Source organism: Pseudomonas sp. PvP027, from assembly GCF_017833005.1.
Classification (GTDB): Bacteria; Pseudomonadota; Gammaproteobacteria; order Pseudomonadales; family Pseudomonadaceae; genus Aquipseudomonas; species Aquipseudomonas congelans.
This window is the reverse complement of sequence record NZ_JAFIBK010000001.1, coordinates 4,800,172-4,820,790: the sequence shown is the minus strand read 5'-3', so window position 1 is coordinate 4,820,790 and position 20,619 is coordinate 4,800,172. Positions and strand designations below refer to the sequence as shown.

Genomic DNA, 20,619 nt, shown 5'->3' with positions numbered 1-20,619 from the left:
GGCAGGCTTCTCACGTAATCAGATGGACGTCAGTATCCGTTTAACGATTATGGTTGAGAATGCGCAGCTTCGTCTCAGGATCTTTCCAGATTGGCCAGAATCTGCGCATGCACGCGCATGCTGACGCGCAAATCCTCTTCGCTCACGCCCTCGAACAGCTCGATACGCAATACATTGGCGATGTTTTCAATTTTTTCGATCAGGGGCAATGCCGTGTCGCTGAGCAGGATCTTCTTCGCACGTCGATCCTCGAGCACCGCCTGACGCTGAACCAGGCCCTGTTTTTCAAGGCTGTCGAGCAAACGCGCCAGGGTGGGGCCTTCTACGCCCACGCTCTGCGCCAGCTCGCGCTGGGTGGGCGGTTCGGTAAAGCGCGCCAGATGCAGCAGAACCAGCCAGCGAGCCTGAGAAAGGCCAAGATCGGCCAGCCGACGATCCAGCTCGGCACGCCAGCCTCGCGTGAGGTGTCCGAGTTGCATCCCGAAACGATGTTCATCAGTCAATGGCATAAGGAAACTCGTGATTCAAACTAATTATTAGCGAGCTAAGCATGGTCCTTATGTTCAAGCAAGCACGGGACGGTGACGCTCCGTCGCACGCTGTTATACCTCAAACTCCGATTGCAGCGCTGCACGTACGCAATACAAGACGCCCTCCGGCACCCGCCCGGCAAACTGCTCGGCAATCGCTGACACCGGCGGCAGTTCTCCTTCGCCATCGAGAAAGGCGTCCTGCACCTCACCCAGCAGGTCTTCCGGCAAGTCCAGCGCCTGCTCGATGGATAACTGCTGCTTGCCGATGGCTTCGGCCAGCAGGGTGTAGACATTCTTTTCCGAGCACTGCAACTGACCGGCGATCTGCGTCGGGGTCATCCCCGCCCGCGCCAGGCTGATCAGCTCGTGACGCACATCGGCGACCACGCGTGGCGCCTCGGCCTTGCCGCTGAGCACTTCGAGAAAGGCTTCGCCATAACGCTCCAGCTTGCGCGCACCGACACCGCTGACCTTGGCCATCTCGGCCATCGATCCGGGTTTGCTGCGCAGCATTTCCAGCAGGGTCGAGTCCGGGAAAATAACGTAAGGCGGTACGCCGTGCTCTTCGGCCAGCTTGCGGCGCAGAGCGCGCAGGGCTTCCCACTGCTCGCGCTCTTCGCCACGTACCAGTTGACTGGCCGGGCTGCCGGAGCTGCTTCGCGACGTGGTCTGTGGCTTGAGGTCCTTGCGCAGTTCCAGAGAAACTTCACCACGCAGCAGAGGGCGGCACGTCTCGCTGAGGCGCAGGCCGCCATAGCCTTCAAGGTCGATGTCCGCCAGACCACGCGCAACCAGCTGGCGGAACAGCGAGCGCCACTCGGCCTCGGTGCGCGCCTTGCCGACCCCGAACACCGACAGGTGCTGATGGCCGAAGCTTTCTACCTTGTCGTTGGACTTGCCGAGCAACACGTCGACCAGATGACCGACGCCATAACGCTGGCCGGTACGGTAGATGGCCGACAGCGCCTGACGCGCAGGTTCGGTGGCATCCCAGGTCTGCACGCCATCGACGCAGTTGTCGCAATGGCCGCACGGGTTGGGCATGTCTTCGTCGAAATAGGCCAGCAGGGTCTGCCGACGGCAACGGGTTTCTTCGCACAGGGCGAGCATGGCATCGAGCTTGTGCTGCTCCAGCCGCTTGTGGCGCTCGTCACCTTCGGAGTTCTGCAGCATCTGCTTGAGCATCAGCACGTCTTGCAGACCGTAGGCCATCCAGGCATCGGCGGGCAGACCGTCACGCCCTGCCCGACCGGTTTCCTGATAATAAGCCTCGAGCGATTTGGGCAGGTCCATGTGCGCGACGAACCGCACGTTGGGCTTGTCGATGCCCATGCCGAACGCGATGGTCGCGACCATGATCAGCCCTTCCTCGTTGAGAAAGCGCTTCTGGTTGGCCGCCCGGGTTTCGGACGGCAGGCCGGCGTGATAAGGCAGCGCCGGATAGCCGTTGTCACTGAGAAAGACAGCGACCTCATCGACCTTCTTGCGCGACAGGCAGTAGACGATACCTGCGTCGCTGCGGCGCTCGGAAAGGAAAGCCAGCAGCTGTTTGCGCGGCTGTTCCTTGGGCACGATGCGATAAAAGATGTTGGGCCGGTCGAAGCTGGACAGAAAGCGCTCTGCGTTCTGCAGGTGCAGACGCGTGACGATTTCTTCACGGGTGCGCTTGTCGGCGGTGGCGGTCAGCGCGATGCGCGGCACGTCCGGAAACAGCTCGGCCAGTTGCCCCAGTTGCAGGTATTCAGGGCGGAAGTCATGACCCCATTGCGACACGCAGTGCGCTTCGTCGATGGCAAACAGGGCGATCTTGAGGTTTTGCAGGAATGACAGCATGCGCGGCTGGACCAGACGCTCCGGAGCGAGGTACAGCATTTTGACTTCGCCCAGACGAATGCGATTGGCCAGGTCGCGCTGCTGCTCGGCGCTGAGGGTCGAGTTGAGTGCAGCGGCGGACACACCCAGCTCATCCAGCGTGGCAACCTGGTCATCCATCAGCGCGATGAGTGGCGACACGACCACGCACAGCCCGTCACGCAACAGCCCCGGCACCTGGAAACACAGGGATTTGCCGCCACCGGTGGGCATCAGCACCAGCGCATCACCACCGCTGGCTACACGCTCAATAATGGCACCCTGGCGACCACGAAAGCTGTCATAACCGAAGATGTCTTTAAGTACGCGTTGTGCCTGCTCAAGCATAAAAACCCCGGAATATCCTGCTGCACTGCAAAACGGGGGAGTATACCCGAGCGCTCGGGAGCAATGGATGACTGGGACATGAGCGGTCGAAATTAACTGCAATTGGCCTGCGCGCTGGCGCCACGGACGCTCAGGGCCTAGAATCCAGCATCGTTTATTTTCAAGGTAGCGCTTCCATGTCCTTCGCTGAGCAATTAACCCGCCTGCAAGTCTTCCTCGATGCAGATGAACTGCACGAAGAAGCACTGGACTACGTGGCCGCGCATGGCTACCTGACCGCTTTGTCCATCTGCGCCGAAGAGGTGCCGGAGCGCGAGTGGATCGACGCGCTGTTCTCCGAGCCGCCGCAGTACTCCAGCGAAGCGCAACAGACAGAAGTTGAAGCGACGCTGATTGCCCTCAAGGCACACATTGCCCGCCAGCTGGCCTCGGACGAAGAGTTCGAGCTGCCCTGCGATCTGGACCTGGGCGACGACCCGGATGACTCCGACCTGCGGGGCTGGTGCATCGGCTTCATGGAAGGCGTGTTCCTGCGTGAAAACGCCTGGTTCGAAAGTGCCGAAGAAGAAGTCAGCGAAATGCTCCTGCCGATCATGGTCGGTTCGGGCCTGTTCGACGAGCAGCCGGAGTTCGCCGACATCGCCCAGGACGCCAATCTGATGGACGACATGATCGTGCAGATTCCCGAAGCGCTGACCGCCCTGTACCTGCTCTGCCAGGCACCGGACGAAAAGCCGGCGATCCTCAAGCCCCGCCATCACTGAGTCGGCGCCTATGGCGCAAGGCTCACCGCGCACCAGCCGTCACCGGTCGGTGCGCTATCTGCTTGTAGCGGTTGGCTGGCTGAGCGTGGTACTCGGCGTGGTCGGTATTTTCCTGCCGGTGCTGCCCACCACGCCTTTCCTGCTGCTGGCCGCTGCCTGTTTCGCGCGCAGCTCTCCGCGCTTCTACGACTGGTTGGTCAACCACCCGCAACTCGGTCCGTGGATTCGTGATTACCTCGAAGGCAACGGCATCCCGCTCAAGGGCAAGGTATACGCCCTCGGTCTGATGTGGCTCAGCATAAGCCTGTCCTGTTACCTGGTGCCCTCACCCTGGGCACGCGTCTTCATGCTCACCAGCGCAGTGCTGGTGACGATTTATATTCTCAGGCAGAAGACACGCCCGCCGGGCCGCCGCACGAGGTAGCGCCGAGCGAAGCCGACGCCACCGCAACACTCAGACCGTCACTTCTTCTTGTCCCTGGCGAACGCGGCTTCCAGCGCTTCATTGAGGGTGCGCAACACCTTGACCCTGGCCCAGCGCTTGTCGTTGGCCTCGATCAATGTCCACGGCGCGATTTCGGTGCTGGTGCGATCCACCATGTCGCCGACTGCCTGGCGGTAGTCAGGCCACTTCTTGCGATTGCGCCAGTCGTCTTCGGTGATCTTGTAACGCTTGAACGGGATCTTTTCGCGCGCCTTGAAGCGCTCCAGCTGAGTCTGCTGATCGATGGCCAGCCAGAACTTGACCACCACAACGCCCGCTTCGGTGAGCTGCTCTTCGAAGTCATTGATTTCCGAGTAGGCGCGCTTCCAGTCCGACTCGCTGCAAAAACCCTCTACCCGCTCGACCAGCACGCGGCCGTACCACGAACGATCAAAGATGGTGAATTTGCCGCGCGCCGGTATCTGCCGCCAGAAACGCCACAGATACGGTTGCGCGCGCTCGTCCTGGGTCGGCGCGGCGATCGGTACGATGGCGTATTGACGCGGGTCCAGCGCCGCCGCAACACGTCGGATCGCACCGCCCTTGCCTGCTGCATCGTTGCCTTCGAACACCGCCAGCAGCGCATGGCCTTTCATGCGCTTGTCGCGCATGTTGCCGGACAGCCGCGCCTGCTCGGTAATCAACTGCTGCTGATAGTCGTCCTTGCTCAGGTTCAGGCTCAGGTCGAGGCTGTCGAGCAGGGTCAGCTCGTTGCTGTGAATCGCCAGCGGCCCGACAGTCAGCGCAGCGGTCTCGGGCTCGCCCTTGTTCAGCGCGGCCTGCATGCCCTCCAGCAACAGGCGGCCGACGGTCAGGCTGCGGTAGTTGGCGTCTACCCCCTCGATCACATGCCAGGGAGCGTATTCGCGGCTGGTACGACGCAGAACCCGTTCGCCGAAGCGCACGAACTTGTCGTAGGTCTTGGATTGCTGCCAGTCCAGCGGGCTGATGCGCCAGCTGTGCAGCGGATCATCCTTGAGGGTTTTGAGGCGCAGCTTCATCTGCTTTTTGGACAGGTGAAACCAGAACTTGAAGATCAGCGCGCCTTCATCGCAGAGCATCTTTTCCAGTCGTTCGGCGCCGCTGATGGCCTGATCGAGTACGGCGTCCTTGAAGCGACCGTGAACCCTGTCCTGGAGCATCTGGCTGTACCAGTTGCCGAAGAAAATACCCATGCGGCCCTTGGCCGGCAATTGCCGCCAGTAGCGCCAGGCAGGCGGGTGAGCGAGTTCCTCGTCAGTCTGCTGATCGAAGGTGCGCACCTCGATCAGGCGCGGGTCCATCCACTCGCTGAGCAACTTGACGGTCTCGCCCTTGCCTGCGCCTTCTATGCCGTTGATCAACACGATGATCTGGCGACCGGCCTGCTCGTGCAGGTCTATCTGCGCTTCCAGCAAGGCTTCGCGCAGTTGCGGCAACGCAGCCTCGTAAGTCTCATCGTCAATGGCATGACCGATTTCAGCGGATTCAAACATGCACAGCTCCTGATTGATGTTGGCTCAGAGAACGCCTGATGGGGATTGTGACCATTGATTGCAGGCATCGGTCAATCCGCACATCCTTGATAGCACTTTTCTGTGCGCAGACGGCTAAAATGCCGCCACTGCCTTTGCTGAGCCCGACATGACCATTACCCGCCACGCCCAGATCGACTGGGACGAACACGGCAACCCGCGTTCCCGCGACTTCTCCGACGTGTACTTTTCCACCGAGTCCGGTCTGGACGAAACGCGCCATGTGTTTCTGGTGCAGAACGACCTGCGTCGGCGCTTCACCGAGTTGCCGGACGGCGGCCGGTTGATCATTGGTGAAACCGGCTTCGGCACCGGGCTGAATTTCCTCTGTGCCTGGCAGTTGTTCGACGAGTGCGCCCCCACCAATGCACGCCTGCAGTTCGTCAGTGTCGAGAAATACCCGTTGAGCCGCGCCGACCTGCAGCGAGCCCTCGCATTGTGGCCAGAGCTGTCGCCGTTCGCGGGTCAATTGCTCGATCAATATGTGGCTGTGCATGAAGGCTTTCAGCGTCTGGTGTTCGCTGGCGGCCGTGTGACGCTTACATTGCTGATCGGCGATGCACTGCAGATGCTGCCGCAACTGGACGGGCAGATGGACGCCTGGTTTCTCGACGGTTTTGCGCCAGCGAAAAACCCGGAAATGTGGACCCCCGAGCTGTTTGCCGAACTGGCGCGCCTGTCCACATCGAGCACCACAATTGGCACCTTCACCAGCACCGGCTGGGTGCGCCGCTCGCTGAATGCGGCAGGGTTCAAGATGAAGCGCGTGCCGGGCATCGGCCACAAATGGGAAGTGCTGCGCGGCACTTTTATCGCCTGGCCAGAGGACGTGACGCCTCCGCCTGCTGCCAAGCCCTGGTTCGCCCGCCCCGCACCGATGGGCGGCGAGCGCAAAGCGCTGGTGATTGGCGCGGGTCTGGCCGGCTGCGCCACGGCACAGAGTCTGGCGCAACGCGGTTGGCAGGTCAGCCTGCTGGAGCGCCATGCAGCACCGGCGCAGGAAGCGTCGGGCAATCCTCAGGGCGTGCTGTACCTGAAACTGTCGGCGCACGGTACGGCGCTGTCACAGTTGATCCTCAGCGGTTTCGGCCATACGCGAAGGCTGCTTGAACGCTTGCAGCGCGGAGTCGACTGGGACGCTTGCGGGGTGCTGCAACTGACCTTCGACGACAAGGAAGCGCTGCGCCAGAAACAACTGGCCGAAGCGTTCCCCGAATCACTCCTGCACCTGATGGACCAGCCTGCGGCAGAAGCGCAGAGCGGCATTGCGCTGAACAGTGGCGGGCTGTTTTACCCCGAGGGCGGCTGGGTTCATCCGCCTGCGTTGTGTCACGCACAGGCCGCGCACGCGAATATCCGCCTGATCACTCATCAGCAGGCACTGGAACTGAGACGTGTCGATGATCATTGGCAGGTCTGGAGTAACGAGCAGTTGATCGACAGCGCACCGGTCGTGGTGCTGGCCGGTGCAGCTGATATCCGGCAGTTTTCGCAGAGTGCCGACTTACCGCTCAAACGCATCCGTGGGCAGATCACCCGTTTGCCGCAAACTCAGGCCAGCGCGGCATTGCGCAGCGTGGTGTGTGCCGAAGGTTATGTGGCTCCGGCGCGCCTGGGCGAACATACGCTGGGCGCCAGTTTCGATTTCAACAGTACCGATCTGACGCCCAACCTCGCCGATCACCTGGACAATCTGGTGCTGTTGCGGGAGATTTCGCAAGACCTCACTTCGCGCCTTGAAGCCGCCGATTTTTCGCCAGAACAATTGCAGGGGCGCGCGGCGTTTCGCTGCACCAGCCCTGATTACCTGCCCATCGTCGGACCGCTGGCAGACCGCGAGGCGTTCATGCAGGCTTATGCCGCGCTGGGCAAGGACGCACGTCAGGTGCCGGACATCGCCTGCCCGTGGCTGGACGGCCTGTACGTCAACAGCGGCCACGGTTCGCGCGGGCTGATCACCGCGCCGCTGTGTGGCGAACTGATCGCCGCCTGGCTCGACAACGAACCACTGCCCTTGCCACGCAGCGTGACCGAGGCCTGTCACCCCAACCGCTTTGCCCTGCGCGGGCTGATTCGCGGCGGCGGGAAGTCGCCTGAAAAGCAGGACAAACGTGGCGCATCGCACGCTAGTTGAGATTATCGTTCCCTACACTCCAGCGTGGGATCGAAAAGAAGACGCAGAGCGTCCTGAACGGCATGACGACGCGGCGCGTCGCACGATATTTCCTACGAGCACGCTCAGGCGCTACTCTTGAACGTCTGTCAGAACAATTGGGCTGCTCATGCTGCAAGTGCGAAACGTATTCAAGCGCTACACCACGGCACAGGGACCGCTGGATGTCTTGCGTGGTGTCGATCTGCATCTGGCACAGGGCGAAAGCATGGCGTTGATGGGTGAGTCCGGCAGTGGCAAGAGCACCTTGCTGCATCTGGTGGCAGGCCTCGATCAGGTCGACGACGGCAGCATCGAAGTCGCAGGCCAGCGTCTGGACCTGATGAACGAAAGCCATCTGGCTAACTGGCGGCGTACCGAGATCGGTCTGGTGTTTCAGCAGTTCAACCTGATCGGCAGCCTGAAAATAGCCGACAACCTGGCGTTTCAGGCCCGGCTGGCCGGGCGCGTTGATGCAGCCTGGCAGGCGCACTTGATCGAGCGACTGGGCCTGGCCGCGCTGCTGGACCGCTATCCCGAACAACTCTCCGGCGGACAGCAGCAACGTGTAGCGATAGGCCGCGCCCTCGCCTCCCGACCCGGCCTGCTGCTGGCCGACGAACCCACCGGCAATCTCGACGAAGCCACCAGTGACGAGGTGCTGCAACTGCTGCTGGATATCCTCGCCGACAGCCCCACCAGTCTGCTGATGGTCACCCACAGCCCGCGCGTCGCGCAGCGGCTGTCGCGCAAAGTGGTGCTGCATCTGGGGCGTCTGGCTGACGAAGGCGAACGCTGATGCGGGTTTTCTATTGGACGCTGCGCGCCCTGCTGAGCCATTGGCGCCGTCATCCGGTACAGTTTTTCAGTGTGCTGACCGGCTTGTGGCTGGCCACCGCGCTGCTCACCGGTGTACAGGCGCTCAATAGTCAGGCGCGGGAAAGCTACCAGCGCGCCAGCCAGTTGATTGGCGGCGAGCCACAGACCCGTATCACAGCCAGCAGCGGCGGGCTGTTCCCGCAGGCATTGTTTATCGAGCTGCGCCGCGAAGGCTGGCCCGTGTCGCCCATGCTGCAAGGGCGCATCGTGCTTCAAGGGCTTGAAGACCGTCGCCTGCAACTGATGGGTATCGAGCCAGTGACCTTGCCGACCGGCTCGGCACTCGCCGGGCAGACGCTGAACGCCGAACAGGTCGTGGACTTCCTCACACCACCGGGCATGACCTGGGTTGCGCCGCAGACCCTGCAAGCACTGGGGCTCAAGGAAGGCCAGCAGCCACTGACCGAAACCGGCGTACCGTTGCCCCCCCTGCACGCCAAACCCGACATGGCGCCCGGCGTTTTGCTTACTGACATAGGCTTTGCGCAACCGTTGCTGGGCCAGCCGGGGCAATTGTCCGCACTGTTGCTGGCCAAGGATTTTGCCCGGCAGAACCCTGCGCTACCGGCAGATCTGAATGACCTGCTGGTGATCAAGAAAAGCGGCGAAGAAAACAATCTGGAGCGCCTGACCGAAAGCTTCCACCTGAATCTGAACGCCCTGGGGGTGCTGTCTTTCATCGTCGGCCTGTTCATTGTCCACGCCGCTATTGGCCTGGCCCTTGAACAGCGTCGCGGCCTGCTGCGCAACCTGCGTGCCTGTGGCGTCAGCGCACGTCTGTTGATCGCTGCGCTGGGCGTAGAGCTGGGCGCACTGGCTCTGTTGGGCGGTATTTTTGGTGTGCTCAGCGGTTATCTGCTGGCCAGCCTGTTATTGCCGGATGTCGCGGCCAGCTTGCGCGGCTTGTATGGCGCGGAAGTCGCAGGCCAGTTGAACCTCAGTCTCTGGTGGTGGCTGAGCGGTATCGGCCTGAGTCTGCTTGGTGCGTTGCTGGCCGGTGCCAATAGCCTGTTACGGGCTGCGCGTTTGCCGTTGCTGGCACTGGCCGATGCCCAGGCATGGCAGCAAGCTCATGCGCGATGGTTGCAACGTCAGGCGTGGGTGGCGGTGCTGGGCGCGGTGGTTGGCGTGAGTGCGCTGTTGTTCGGCACCAGTCTGATGCTGGGGTTCGTGATGATGTCCGCCCTGCTGCTCAGTGCCGCGCTGGCCCTGCCGGTTTTGCTGAACGCCATGCTTGGCGGTCTGTTGAAGCGCAGCCGCTCGGTGCTCGGGCAATGGTTTCTGGCGGATTGTCGTCAGCAGTTGCCCGCCCTGAGCCTGGCGCTGATGGCCCTGTTGCTGGCGATGGCCGCGAACATCGGCGCAGGCAGCATGACCTCGGGTTTTCGCCAGACCTTCAACAGTTGGCTGGAGCAACGTCTGACCGCCGAACTGTATGTCAGCCCGCAGAACCCGGAGCAGGCAGCGCCGCTGAACACCTGGCTGAGCCAGCAACAGGATGTCGGCGCCGTGCTGCCCAACTGGCAGGTGCCGGTGCAAGTCCAGGGCTGGCCTGCGGACCTGTTTGGCGTGATCGATCACAGCACCTATCGCCAGCACTGGGCGTTGCTGGAATCGGTCGCCGGTGATCCGTGGAATGTTTTGCGCGATGAAGACACGGTGATGCTCAGCGAACAATTGGCACGCCGCCTCCAACTGGGGCTGCAAGACACGCTGAACATCCCCGTACCCAATGGCAAGTGGACCCCGCGCATCGTCGGGATCTACGCCGACTATGGCAATCCCAAGGGCCATTTGCTGGTCAACTCCCGGCACCTGCTCGCTCACTGGCCGCAATCGGTGCCGGTGCGTTTCAACCTGAGGGTCGATCAGGCGGCAATCCCGTCGCTGGTCACCCGGCTGCAAGCGCGTTTCAAGCTGGACGATAATCACATCATCGATCAGAGCCAGCTCAAGGGTTGGTCGAGCCAGGTTTTTGAACGTACGTTTGCCGCCACTGCCGCACTCAACAGCCTGACACTGGGCGTCGCTGGCGTGGCGCTGTTCATCAGCCTGCTGACTCAAAGCCAGAGCCGCCTCGGGCAGCTCGCCCCGTTGTGGGCGCTGGGCGTCACGCGACGGCAACTGATGCTGCTCAACCTGGGGCAGACCTGGCTGCTGGCGGTCCTGACACTGGTGCTCGCGCTGCCACTCGGGCTGCTGCTGGCCTGGTGCCTGGATGCAGTGATCAACGTTCGAGCCTTTGGCTGGCGTCTGCCGCTGCAGGTGTTCCCGCTGCAACTGCTGCAATTGATGGCGCTGGCGATGCTGGCGACTTTGCTGGCCTCGGCCTGGCCGCTGCTGAAGCTGTACCGCAGCCGTCCAGCGGATCTACTCAGGACATTCGCCAATGAACAGTAAATGGCTAATGCCGCTGGTCCTCGCGGGGCTGCTCGCTGCCTGCGACGACAAACCGCAACCTGAAAGCGGATTCGCCGGACTGGGCAATACCGCCGACAGTTACGCGCAGGTGACACCGGGCAAGGTCTTTTCATTCCCGCAAGACCACGGCCAGCATCCCGGCTTTCGTATCGAGTGGTGGTACATCACCGCCACCCTCAAGGATGACGCAGGCCAGCAGTTCGGCGTGCAGTGGACGTTGTTTCGCAATGCCCTGCGCCCCGGTCAACAGACCGGCAGCGGCTGGAATGACGGCACGATCTGGCTGGGCCATGCGGCGGCAACGTCGAGCAGCGGCCACTATGTAGCAGAGCGTTACGCACGCGGCGGTATCGGTCAGGCCGACGTGACCCTGGCCCCCTTCTCGGCGTGGATTGATGACTGGGCATTTACCAGCAATGTTCGCAGCGCTGATCCGCTGACTGCCATGCAGTTAAAGGCCAGCGGCAAGGACTTTCGCTACGACCTGAGCCTGACATCCAGCAAACCGCTGGTGCTGCAGGGCGAACAGGGCTACAGCCAGAAATCGGAGGCGGGGCAGGCGTCGTACTATTACAGCCAGCCCTTCTTCGACGCCAAAGGCAGCGTGGAAATACAGGGCAAGACCTATCAGGTTACCGGCAACGCCTGGCTGGACAGGGAATGGAGCAGCCAGCCACTGACCGCCAACCAGAGCGGCTGGGACTGGTTTTCGCTGCAACTGGCAGACGGTGATCGCCTGATGCTGTATCGCATCCGTCACAAGAACGGCGCCCCCTACCTGACCGGTAACTGGATCAGCGCCGACGGCACCACCCGGATGCTGCACGCCAACGAAATCAGTCTGGAGCCATTGAAGGAAACCTTGATCGGCGAGCATAAAGTGCCCACCCGCTGGAGAGTCAGGGTCCCCGACAGAAACCTGGACATCACCACCGAAGCGCTGAACCCCGCCGCCTGGATGGGCGTGAGTATCCCCTACTGGGAGGGGCCGGTGAGGTTCAGCGGGAGTCAGGAAGGTGTGGGGTATCTGGAGATGACCGGGTATTGAGCGCTGCGATTGGCAGTCATGCTCGACCCAGTTTTTCCAGCGCCGCGTCGGCCAGAAAGGTCGAGCGGCTCTTGATGCTGTGATCCCGCACATAGCGATCGATCTGCCTGATCACGAAACCAGGCAGTGTGACGTTGACCTTCTCCGTCTTGCCGAGATAAGGCGTTACGTCAATCTCGATCATTCCCCAGCCCATCCCTGCGAAATCGGGATTCCTGGCGTGCTCGGCAACGTTTCCGGCCTTGGGTATGGTTCCACCGCTGGCTGCTATCTCCTGCAGCATGATATGAGCAATCTCAACCGCCGCAGCGTGCGCTTCCTCGAACGTATCGCCAGCCGTTACGGCACCGGGAATATCGGGAATCTGGATACCAAACGCAGTGGTGTCGTTTCCCCATTCTATGCACATTGGGTATTTCATTTTCTTTCTCCAACAGGGTGTCAGGGCAAAACTGGACTAAACCAGCCCGGCTAGCTTTTTGATGGCCCGCACCGTTCCGAATGGCAAGTCTTTCTTGGGATGCGGCACGGGGACTGTCTGAAGTTTTTCAGGATGCTTGAACATATGGTGACTGCCCGAAACACGATCAAGAACCCATCCATCAGCTTCAAGCTCCTTTATCAATTGCCTGCTTTGCACCCCCACCTCCAGTGATTCGACGTGAAAAAATATAACCCTGGGCGCATGTTAAAACAACTTAAAAAAGGCACCCAGAGTTATCTTTTTTATTCCATCACAACTTATTTCGCGAAGAAGAGATCGTGCTCGCCCATCTCGACAGAGCCGCCAGCCAATGCAGCCAGACCAGCTGAAAACAAACGCTTATAACTTTTTGATCTAAAACTACCATGCCCTCACTGGGTCAGTTTCTGGGTGACTGCACTTTCTCAGTCACCTCCCCAACGGAAACCCGGTAAGGACTTATGTGCGGATTAGCAGGCGAACTTCGTTTTGACCATCAACCAGCGGACCTAGCCGCTGTTGAGCGTATTACCCATGAGCTGGCGCCTCGCGGCCCGGATGCGTGGGGGTTTCATAGCCAGGGGCCGGTTGCCCTTGGTCATCGCCGTTTGAAAATCATGGACCTGTCGGATGGCTCGGCGCAGCCGATGATCGACAGCAACCTGGGCCTGTCCATGGCCTTCAACGGTGCGATCTACAACTTCCCTGAATTGCGTGCCGAGTTGGAAAGCCTTGGCTATCAGTTCCATTCCGGCGGTGACACTGAAGTGTTGCTCAAGGGCTACCACGCCTGGGGCGCAGACATGCTGCCCAAGCTCAATGGCATGTTCGCCTTTGCCATCTGGGAACGTGACAGCAAGCAGCTGTTCATTGCCCGTGACCGCCTCGGCGTCAAGCCGTTGTACCTGTCGAAAACCGACAAGCGCCTGCGCTTCGCGTCCTCGCTGCCTGCCCTGCTCAAGGGTGGTGACATCAGCGGGATGCTTGATCCGGTGGCGCTCAACCATTACCTCAACTTCCACGCTGTGGTGCCTGCGCCGCGCACCTTGCTGGCAGGCGTCGAAAAACTTCCGCCGGCCAGCTGGATGCGTATCGACGCAAGCGGCAAGGTCGAGCAGAAAGTCTGGTGGACGCTGCCCTACGGCCCGCACGAAGACGAGAAAAACCTCACCCTCGAAGACTGGCGCGACCGCGTACTGGACAGCACGCGTGAAGCGGTAGCGATCCGTCAGCGTGCTGCGGTGGACGTCGGTGTGCTGCTTTCCGGCGGCGTCGACTCGAGCATGCTGGTGGGCCTGTTGCGTGAAGTAGGCGTCGAGGACCTGTCGACCTTCTCTATCGGTTTCCAGGATGCTGGAGGCGAGCGCGGCGACGAATTTCAGTACTCCGATCTGATCGCCAAGCATTACGGCACGCGCCATCACCAGCTGCGTATTCAGGAAAGCGAGATCATCGAGCAGTTGCCTGCGGCATTCCGAGCCATGAGCGAACCGATGGTCAGCCACGACTGCATCGCCTTCTACCTGCTGTCGCGTGAAGTATCCAAGCACTGCAAGGTGGTACAGAGCGGCCAGGGTGCTGATGAACTGTTCGCCGGTTACCACTGGTACCCGCAAGTCGACGGCGCTAGCGATCCGGTTGCGGCCTACCGTGATGCATTCGTTGACCGCAGTTACGCGGAATATGCCGAGACTGTGCAGCCGAAATGGCGCACTGCCAATGACGCCGCCGGTGATTTCGTTCGTGATCACTTTGCCCAGCCAGGCGCCAGCGCTGCGGTTGACAAGGCCTTGCGCCTGGACAGCACCGTGATGCTGGTCGATGACCCGGTCAAGCGCGTCGACAACATGACCATGGCCTGGGGCCTGGAAGCGCGCACGCCGTTCCTTGACTATCGCCTGGTCGAACTGTCGGCTCGCATCCCGGGTAAATTCAAGCTGCCCGACGGTGGCAAACAGGTGCTGAAAGAAGCCGCACGCATGGTCATTCCTTCGGAAGTGATTGACCGCAAAAAAGGCTACTTCCCGGTGCCTGGCCTTAAACACTTGCAGGGCGACACGCTTAACTGGGTGCGTGAACTGCTGACCGACTCCAGTCAGGACCGCGGCCTGTTCAACCCTGCCATGGTCGACAAGTTGCTGACCAACCCCGAGGGCCAGCTCACGCCATTGCGCGGCTCCAAGCTGTGGCAACTGGCAGCGCTGAACCTGTGGCTCAGCGAACAAGGACTGTGATTGATGAAACAGAACGCGACGACTTATAGCCAGCGCCTGTTGCGCGGCCAGTCGCCCTCTTACGAACGTCTGCAGGCACGACTCGCTGAAGACGGCAGCCAGATAGATGCAGACCCTCTGGCCCTGCACTGTGGCTGGGGACGCTTGCTGATCGGTCACACCTACCCTGATCCGGCCGCGCTGGCTCAGGACCTGCTCAACGAAAAGCCTGGCGAGCGCGACATCGCCCTTTATGTGGCAGCCCCGCAACAGGTCCTGGCGCAATCGCCGCAGCAGTTGTTTCTTGACCCGTCGGACACGCTGCGTCTGTGGTTCAGCGATTACCGCCCGGCGCATCGTGTGTTTCGCGGCTACCGTATCCGTCGCGCGCACAATGAAAACGACTGGCAGGCCATCAATAACCTGTATCTGGCGCGCGGCATGTTGCCCATCGACCATGAGCTGCTGACCCCACGCCACGAAGGTGGCCCGGTGTATTGGGTGGCCGAGGACGAGGGCAGCAACACGATCATCGGCAGCGTCATGGGGCTCAATCATCAGAAGGCCTTCAACGACCCTGAAAAAGGCAGCAGCCTTTGGTGCCTGGCGGTCGACCCGCAATGCACTCGACCGGGTGTGGGCGAAGTGCTGGTCCGGCACCTGATCGAGCATTTCATGAGTCGCGGCCTGAGCTACCTCGACCTGTCGGTGCTGCATGACAACGATCAGGCCAAGGCGCTGTATGCCAAGTTGAATTTCCGCAACCTGCCGACCTTCGCCATCAAGCGCAAGAACGGCATCAACGAATCATTGTTTCTCGGCCCTGGCCCACAAGCGGACTTCAATCCGTACGCGAGGATCATTGTCGAGGAAGCCCATCGACGCGGCATTGACGTGCAGGTGGATGATGCGGATGCCGGGCTGTTTACTCTCAGCTACGGCGGTCGTCGCATCCGCTGCCGCGAGTCGTTGAGCGATCTGACCAGTGCGGTGAGCATGACCCTGTGTCAGGACAAAAGCCTGACCCACCGCGCCTTGAAGGCTGCCGGTCTGCACTTGCCCGCACAGCAACGGGCGGGCAATGCGGACGATAATCTGGCGTTTCTCGAAGAGCACGGGCAAGTTGTGGTCAAGCCGCTGGACGGTGAACAAGGCCAGGGCGTCGCGGTTGATCTGCGTACTATCGAAGACGTGCAGAGCGCCATCGAACAGGCCCGCCAGTTCGACACTCGCGTGATCCTGGAAAGCTTTCACGAAGGTCTGGACCTGCGCATCGTGGTCATCGGCTTTCAGGTCGTGGCGGCTGCGATACGTCGTCCGGCCGAAATCATTGGTGATGGTCGCCACACCATCAAACAGTTGATCGAAGCTCAGAGCCGACGCCGCGCTGCGGCAACGGACGGCGAAAGCCGTATTCCGATGGATCAGGAAACGGAGCGCACCGTGCGCGAGGCCGGTTTTGACTACGCTGATATTTTGCCGATGGATCAGCGCCTGGCCGTGCGTCGTGCTGCCAACCTGCATACCGGCGGCTGCCTGGAGGATGTCACGGCCATTCTGCACCCGGTGCTCAGCGACGCAGCGGTGCGTGCCGCGCGGGCGCTGGACATCCCGGTCGTCGGCCTGGACCTGATGGTGCCGGCCGCCGATCAGCCTGACTACGTATTCATTGAAGCCAATGAGCGCGTAGGTCTTGCCAATCACGAACCACAACCCACCGCCGAACGTTTCGTCGATCTGTTGTTTCCGCACAGCCTGCCTGTGCATATCTGATCGCAGCTGCGGACACGGGCTGCAAACGGCGCATCCGCCTTTGCAGCCTGTGGCTTGCAACTGTTCCATAAGGAGCATTCATGACCCCTGCAAATATCCCCGATCCGGATCTGAAATACCTGCAGAAAGTTCTGTTGGAAATGCTCGCGATCCCAAGCCCTACCGGCTTTACTGACACCATTGTGCGTTACGTGGCTGAGCGTCTCGAAGAGCTCGGTATTCCGTTCGAACTGACCCGCCGCGGCACGATCCGCGCCACGCTGAAGGGCAAGCAGAACAGCCCCGACCGTGCCGTATCGGCGCACCTGGACACCATCGGTGCCAGCGTTCGGGAAGTCAAAGACAACGGCCGCCTGGCGCTGGCTGCGGTCGGCTGCTGGTCGAGCCGCTTTGCCGAAGGCAGCCGGGTCAGCGTGTTCACCGACACCGGTGTGATCCGTGGCAGCGTTCTGCCGCTGATGGCTTCCGGTCACGCGTTCAACACCGCCGTGGACGAAATGCCGATCAGTTGGGACCACGTCGAGCTGCGTCTGGATGCCTATTGCACCACCCGCGCCGACTGCGAGTCGCTGGGTATCGGCATCGGTGACTTCGTAGCATTCGACCCGCTGCCGGAGTTCACCGAGAGCGGACACATCAGTGCCCGTCACCTGGATGACAAGGCTGGTGTGGCAGCACTGCTCGCCGCCCTGAAGTCTATTGTCGAAAGCGGTGCCGAGCCATTGATCGACTGCCACCCGCTGTTCACCATCACCGAAGAAACCGGTACGGGCGCCGCTGGCGTGCTGCCTTGGGACGTGAGCGAGTTCGTCGGCATCGACATTGCGCCGGTTGCCCCGGGTCAACACTCCAGCGAACACGCCGTCAGCGTGGCCATGCAGGACTCGGGCGGTCCTTACGACTACCACCTCTCCCGCCATCTGCTGCGGCTGGGCGTGGACAACGAGCTGCCGGTACGTCGTGACCTGTTCCGTTATTACTACAGTGATGCGCACTCGGCGGTTACCTCGGGGCATGACATCCGCACCGCCCTGCTGGCCTTCGGCTGTGACGCGACGCACGGCTACGAGCGCACGCACATCGACAGTCTGGCAGCGCTGAGCAAGTTGCTGGGGGCCTACATCCTCAGTCCACCGGTATTCGCCAGCGATGCCAAACCTGCGCAGAGCTCACTGGAGCGCTTCAGCCATCAGATCGAGCATGACGCGCAGATGGAATCCGATACCCGCGTGCCACCTGTCGACAGCCTGATCGGGCAGAATCGCGAAGAGAGTTGAGGCCCTGTGAATTGCGGTGCGTGGCACCGCAGTTCTATCATCGCCGCTCATCGACACGAGAACCGCCATGCTGATCCCCTACGACCAACTGGAACCTGACACCCTCACTCGCCTGATCGAGGATTTCGTCACCCGTGAGGGCACCGATAATGGCGACGAAACGCCTCTGCAAACCCGGGTATTGCGCGTGCGCCATGCGCTGACCAAGGGCCAGGCGGTGATCTTTTTCGACCTTGAGAGCCAGCAGTGCCAACTGATGCTCAAGCACGACGTGCCCAAGGAATTTTTCGAATAACCCCTTCAGTGCCTGAGTCGGGTTTTCGGCAGGGCGAGTCAGGTCATCTAGCGACAATATCGCCCGCTGATAACGCCGCTCACTGAAGCGGCGTTGTTGCCTGTTGCGCAAGCGTCCTGGCAATTCGCTTGTAGACCTCGGCGCGGTGAACCTTGATGTCTTTCGGGGCATTGATCCCGAGCCTGACCTGATTGCCGTTGATCCCCAGAATCTGCACGGTGATGTCATCACCGATGGAAAACGTTTCGCCAATTTCCCGCGTCAGTACCAGCATTTTTCCCACCCTTGCGTTGCGCAAAAGAGGCAGGGTGCATCGGCAGGCAGAGCGCTTCAATGCGCTGATGGCAAATCAGTAACGTCCTGCAACAGCATCGGAAAGGACTGAAGGAAACGTCTTACTTTCCAGCCAGATCCGTGGGAAATGTCTTTGACAGTTGTGCTTAATCAAGCAGCGGACCAACGCGGCCCCAGCAGAATGATGGTCGCACCGATGACGCAGAAAGCCAGACCCAGCCAGTCCGTACCCAGCGGCCTGACCCGCTCGACCAGCCCCAGCCAGGCAATCGACGCGACAATGTAGATCCCGCCATATGCCGCATAGGCTCGGCCCGCGTAAGCCGCCTCCACACGTGTCAGCAACAGTGCAAACACGGTCAGGCTGACAAGCGCAGGAATCACCCACAACGCGCTCTTGCCCTGGCGTAGCCATAGCCAGAAGGCATAGCAACCGAATATCTCGAACAGGGCGGCGAGGAAGAACCACAGGTAATTGAGCATGAAAGGTTCTCGGGACAGGGCTGCAAGATGCGCGCAACCCTATCAGAAAACAGTACGTTCATGACCTTGATAACCTTGAACACGCAACGTCGCGCCACCCAAGAGGACGCAGAGCGTCCAGAAAGGCATGCGACGCGGAGCGTCGCACGATAGTTGCGATGATCGTTCCTCACGCTCCAGCGTGGGAATGCAGGTCGCGCGCTCTGCGTCGCAAGAGGACGCAGAGCGTCCGGAAAGGCATACCGACGCGGAGCGTCGCACGATAGTCGAGGTTATCGTTCCTCACGCTCCAGCGTGGGAATGCAGGTCGCGACGCTCTGCGTCGCAAGAGGACGCAAAGCGTCAGGAACGGCATGCCGACGCGGAGCGTCGCACGATAGTTGAGATGATCGTTCCTCACGCTCCAGCGTGGGAATGCAGGTCGCGACGCTCTGCGTCGCAAGAGGACGCAGAGCGTCAGGAACGGCATGCCGACGCGGAGCGTCGCACGATAGTCGAGGTTATCGTTCCTCACGCTCCAGCGTGGGAATGCAGGTCGCGCGCTCTGCGTCGCAAGAGGACGCAGAGCGTCCGGAACGGCATGCCGACGCGGAGCGTCGCACGATAGTCGAGGTTATCGTTCCTCACGCTCCAGCGTGGGAATGCAGGTCGCGCGCTCTGCGTCGCAAGAGGACGCAAAGCGTCCGGAACGGAATGCCGACGCGGAGCGTCGCACGATAGTCGAGGTTATCGTTCCTCACGCTCCAGCGTGGGAATGCAGTTCGCGCGCTCTGCGCCGCAAGAGGACGCAGAGCGTCCGGAACGGCATGCCGACGCGGAGCGTCGCACGATGGCTGAGGTTATCGTTCCTCACGCTCCAGCGTGGGAATGCAGGTCGCGACGCTCTGCGTCGCAAGAGGACGCAGAGCGTCCGGCTCAGTCAGGCATGCCCCTTCTGCGCCTTGGCGCGCATCTTGGCGCACATGACGGTCATTTCGTCATACATCGCCTGCGGCTGCTTGCGTTTCATCTCCCAGGCCATACGGCCCTCTTCGTGGGGCAGGATCATGAATTCGCCTTCGCCAACCTGCCTGAAGATGCAATCGGCGATATCGCCGGCAGTGATGGGCGACTTCTCCAGCAACCTGCCGATCTGCGCTTTCATCGCGGGCGTGGGGCCGCGGAAGGAATCCAGCAGGTTGGTCTGAAAGAACGACGGGCAGACCACATGAACACCAACCCCCTGGTCATGCAGTTCAACCAGCAGGCTCTCGGAAAGCGCTACGACCCCGGCCTTGGCAACGTTGTAATTGCTCATCGCCGGCGCCTGCATCAGCGCTGCCATAGAGGCGATGTTGATGATCCTGCCCTTGCTGGCCAGCAGCATCGGCAGGAACGCCTTGCAGCCCTTGACCACCCCCATCAGGTTGATCGCGATCTGCCAGTCCCAGTCCTCCAGCGACAATTCGTTGAAGAAGCCACCGGAGGCCACGCCCGCGTTGTTGACGATGACGTCGATGCCGCCAAAGCGTTGTTCGCACGCCTGGGCAAATGCGGTGAGCTGGCTGTAATCGCGAACATCACAACGCTGCACAAAGCCGTCACCACCCGCCTCGCGTACGTGCGCAAGGGTCTCCTGCAAACCGGCATCGTTGATGTCCGACAGTGCAAGCCGCCACCCTTCGCGCGCCCAGCGCAGTGCAATTTCACGACCCAGACCTGAGCCGGCGCCAGTAATCATGATGCGGTTTTGCATAGCCGAGAGCCTTGTGATGTGCAGGAGTTGCCTGAGTGTAATCACAGTAGAAGCGCCACAACCCCACCATCAAGACGCTGAATGCCTGGAAC

Annotated in this window: 18 protein-coding genes; 10 read left to right on the top strand and 8 right to left on the bottom strand. The window is 61.1% G+C overall.

The window, feature by feature from the left end:
* Positions 1-74: 74 nt before the first annotated feature.
* Positions 75-509: a MarR family transcriptional regulator gene (locus JOE33_RS20950; protein ID WP_010426824.1), complete on the bottom strand. Its 435-nt coding sequence runs from the start codon at positions 507-509 to the stop codon at positions 75-77.
* A 93-nt stretch (positions 510-602) separates the two neighbouring features.
* Positions 603-2,732, bottom strand: a complete 2,130-nt coding sequence (recQ, locus tag JOE33_RS20945; RefSeq protein ID WP_010426825.1) for a DNA helicase RecQ — start codon at positions 2,730-2,732, stop codon at positions 603-605.
* Between the two features lie 176 nt (positions 2,733-2,908).
* Between recQ and JOE33_RS20940 the strand changes: the two genes are divergently transcribed.
* Together JOE33_RS20940 and JOE33_RS20935 are read left to right on the top strand one after the other, a co-directional pair.
* Entirely contained in the window at positions 2,909-3,496 is a 588-nt protein-coding gene (locus JOE33_RS20940) for a YecA family protein (protein WP_003314545.1), read from the top strand.
* Positions 3,497-3,506: 10 nt separating this feature from the next.
* Positions 3,507-3,920, top strand: a complete 414-nt coding sequence (locus tag JOE33_RS20935; protein ID WP_187625899.1) for a YbaN family protein — start codon at positions 3,507-3,509, stop codon at positions 3,918-3,920.
* A 38-nt stretch (positions 3,921-3,958) separates the two neighbouring features.
* Here the strand turns inward: JOE33_RS20935 and pap are convergent, their stop codons facing one another.
* On the bottom strand, positions 3,959-5,455 hold the full coding sequence (pap, locus tag JOE33_RS20930; protein WP_010426827.1) for a polyphosphate:AMP phosphotransferase: 1,497 nt from the start codon (positions 5,453-5,455) through the stop codon (positions 3,959-3,961).
* Between the two features lie 148 nt (positions 5,456-5,603).
* Here pap and mnmC point away from each other — a divergent pair, with 148 nt between their 5' ends.
* The 4 genes from mnmC to JOE33_RS20910 all read left to right on the top strand — a co-directional run bounded on the left by mnmC (position 5,604) and on the right by JOE33_RS20910 (position 11,994).
* A complete protein-coding gene (mnmC, locus tag JOE33_RS20925; protein WP_187625898.1) occupies positions 5,604-7,628 on the top strand; it encodes a bifunctional tRNA (5-methylaminomethyl-2-thiouridine)(34)-methyltransferase MnmD/FAD-dependent 5-carboxymethylaminomethyl-2-thiouridine(34) oxidoreductase MnmC in 2,025 nt (674 codons plus the stop codon).
* A gap of 148 nt (positions 7,629-7,776) precedes the next feature.
* Complete coding sequence (locus tag JOE33_RS20920; RefSeq protein WP_187625897.1) at positions 7,777-8,445, top strand: ABC transporter ATP-binding protein; 669 nt, start codon at positions 7,777-7,779, stop codon at positions 8,443-8,445.
* Positions 8,445-10,925 carry an ABC transporter permease gene (locus tag JOE33_RS20915; RefSeq protein WP_187625896.1) on the top strand — a complete coding sequence of 827 codons (2,481 nt, stop codon included), beginning with the start codon at positions 8,445-8,447 and terminating at the stop codon, positions 10,923-10,925. The genes JOE33_RS20920 and JOE33_RS20915 overlap by 1 nt, the downstream gene beginning before the upstream one ends.
* Entirely contained in the window at positions 10,915-11,994 is a 1,080-nt protein-coding gene (locus JOE33_RS20910; protein WP_096243145.1) for a lipocalin-like domain-containing protein, read from the top strand. Before JOE33_RS20915 ends, JOE33_RS20910 begins: the two co-directional genes overlap by 11 nt.
* Before the next feature lie 16 nt (positions 11,995-12,010).
* On the opposite strand, the gene JOE33_RS20905 is transcribed toward JOE33_RS20910, so the two are convergent.
* Both JOE33_RS20905 and JOE33_RS20900 read right to left on the bottom strand, forming a co-directional pair.
* The gene (locus JOE33_RS20905) at positions 12,011-12,415 is read right to left on the bottom strand and encodes a type II toxin-antitoxin system HicB family antitoxin (RefSeq protein ID WP_025990771.1); all 405 of its coding nucleotides are present in this window, start codon (positions 12,413-12,415) and stop codon (positions 12,011-12,013) included.
* A gap of 36 nt (positions 12,416-12,451) precedes the next feature.
* Positions 12,452-12,634 (bottom strand): type II toxin-antitoxin system HicA family toxin, encoded by a 183-nt coding sequence (locus JOE33_RS20900; RefSeq protein WP_003314536.1) that lies wholly within the window; start codon positions 12,632-12,634, stop codon positions 12,452-12,454.
* A gap of 284 nt (positions 12,635-12,918) precedes the next feature.
* Here JOE33_RS20900 and JOE33_RS20895 point away from each other — a divergent pair, with 284 nt between their 5' ends.
* The 4 genes from JOE33_RS20895 (at position 12,919) to JOE33_RS20880 (ending at position 18,015) form a co-directional block, all read left to right on the top strand.
* Positions 12,919-14,691 carry an N-acetylglutaminylglutamine amidotransferase gene (locus JOE33_RS20895; RefSeq protein WP_010426833.1) on the top strand — a complete coding sequence of 591 codons (1,773 nt, stop codon included), beginning with the start codon at positions 12,919-12,921 and terminating at the stop codon, positions 14,689-14,691.
* A gap of 3 nt (positions 14,692-14,694) precedes the next feature.
* Positions 14,695-16,443 (top strand): N-acetylglutaminylglutamine synthetase, encoded by a 1,749-nt coding sequence (ngg, locus tag JOE33_RS20890; protein WP_032613776.1) that lies wholly within the window; start codon positions 14,695-14,697, stop codon positions 16,441-16,443.
* Between the two features lie 80 nt (positions 16,444-16,523).
* Complete coding sequence (locus JOE33_RS20885) at positions 16,524-17,720, top strand: osmoprotectant NAGGN system M42 family peptidase (protein ID WP_003314534.1); 1,197 nt, start codon at positions 16,524-16,526, stop codon at positions 17,718-17,720.
* 67 nt (positions 17,721-17,787) lie between these two features.
* Entirely contained in the window at positions 17,788-18,015 is a 228-nt protein-coding gene (locus JOE33_RS20880) for a YheU family protein (protein ID WP_003314533.1), read from the top strand.
* 79 nt (positions 18,016-18,094) lie between these two features.
* Here JOE33_RS20880 and csrA read toward each other — a convergent pair whose 3' ends face one another.
* From csrA to JOE33_RS20865, 3 genes are all read right to left on the bottom strand, one after another.
* On the bottom strand, positions 18,095-18,289 hold the full coding sequence (gene csrA, locus JOE33_RS20875; protein WP_010426835.1) for a carbon storage regulator CsrA: 195 nt from the start codon (positions 18,287-18,289) through the stop codon (positions 18,095-18,097).
* 170 nt (positions 18,290-18,459) lie between these two features.
* Complete coding sequence (locus tag JOE33_RS20870) at positions 18,460-18,792, bottom strand: YnfA family protein (RefSeq protein WP_003393231.1); 333 nt, start codon at positions 18,790-18,792, stop codon at positions 18,460-18,462.
* Positions 18,793-19,711: 919 nt separating this feature from the next.
* Entirely contained in the window at positions 19,712-20,527 is an 816-nt protein-coding gene (locus JOE33_RS20865) for an SDR family oxidoreductase (RefSeq protein ID WP_187625989.1), read from the bottom strand.
* Positions 20,528-20,619: the final 92 nt, after the last annotated feature.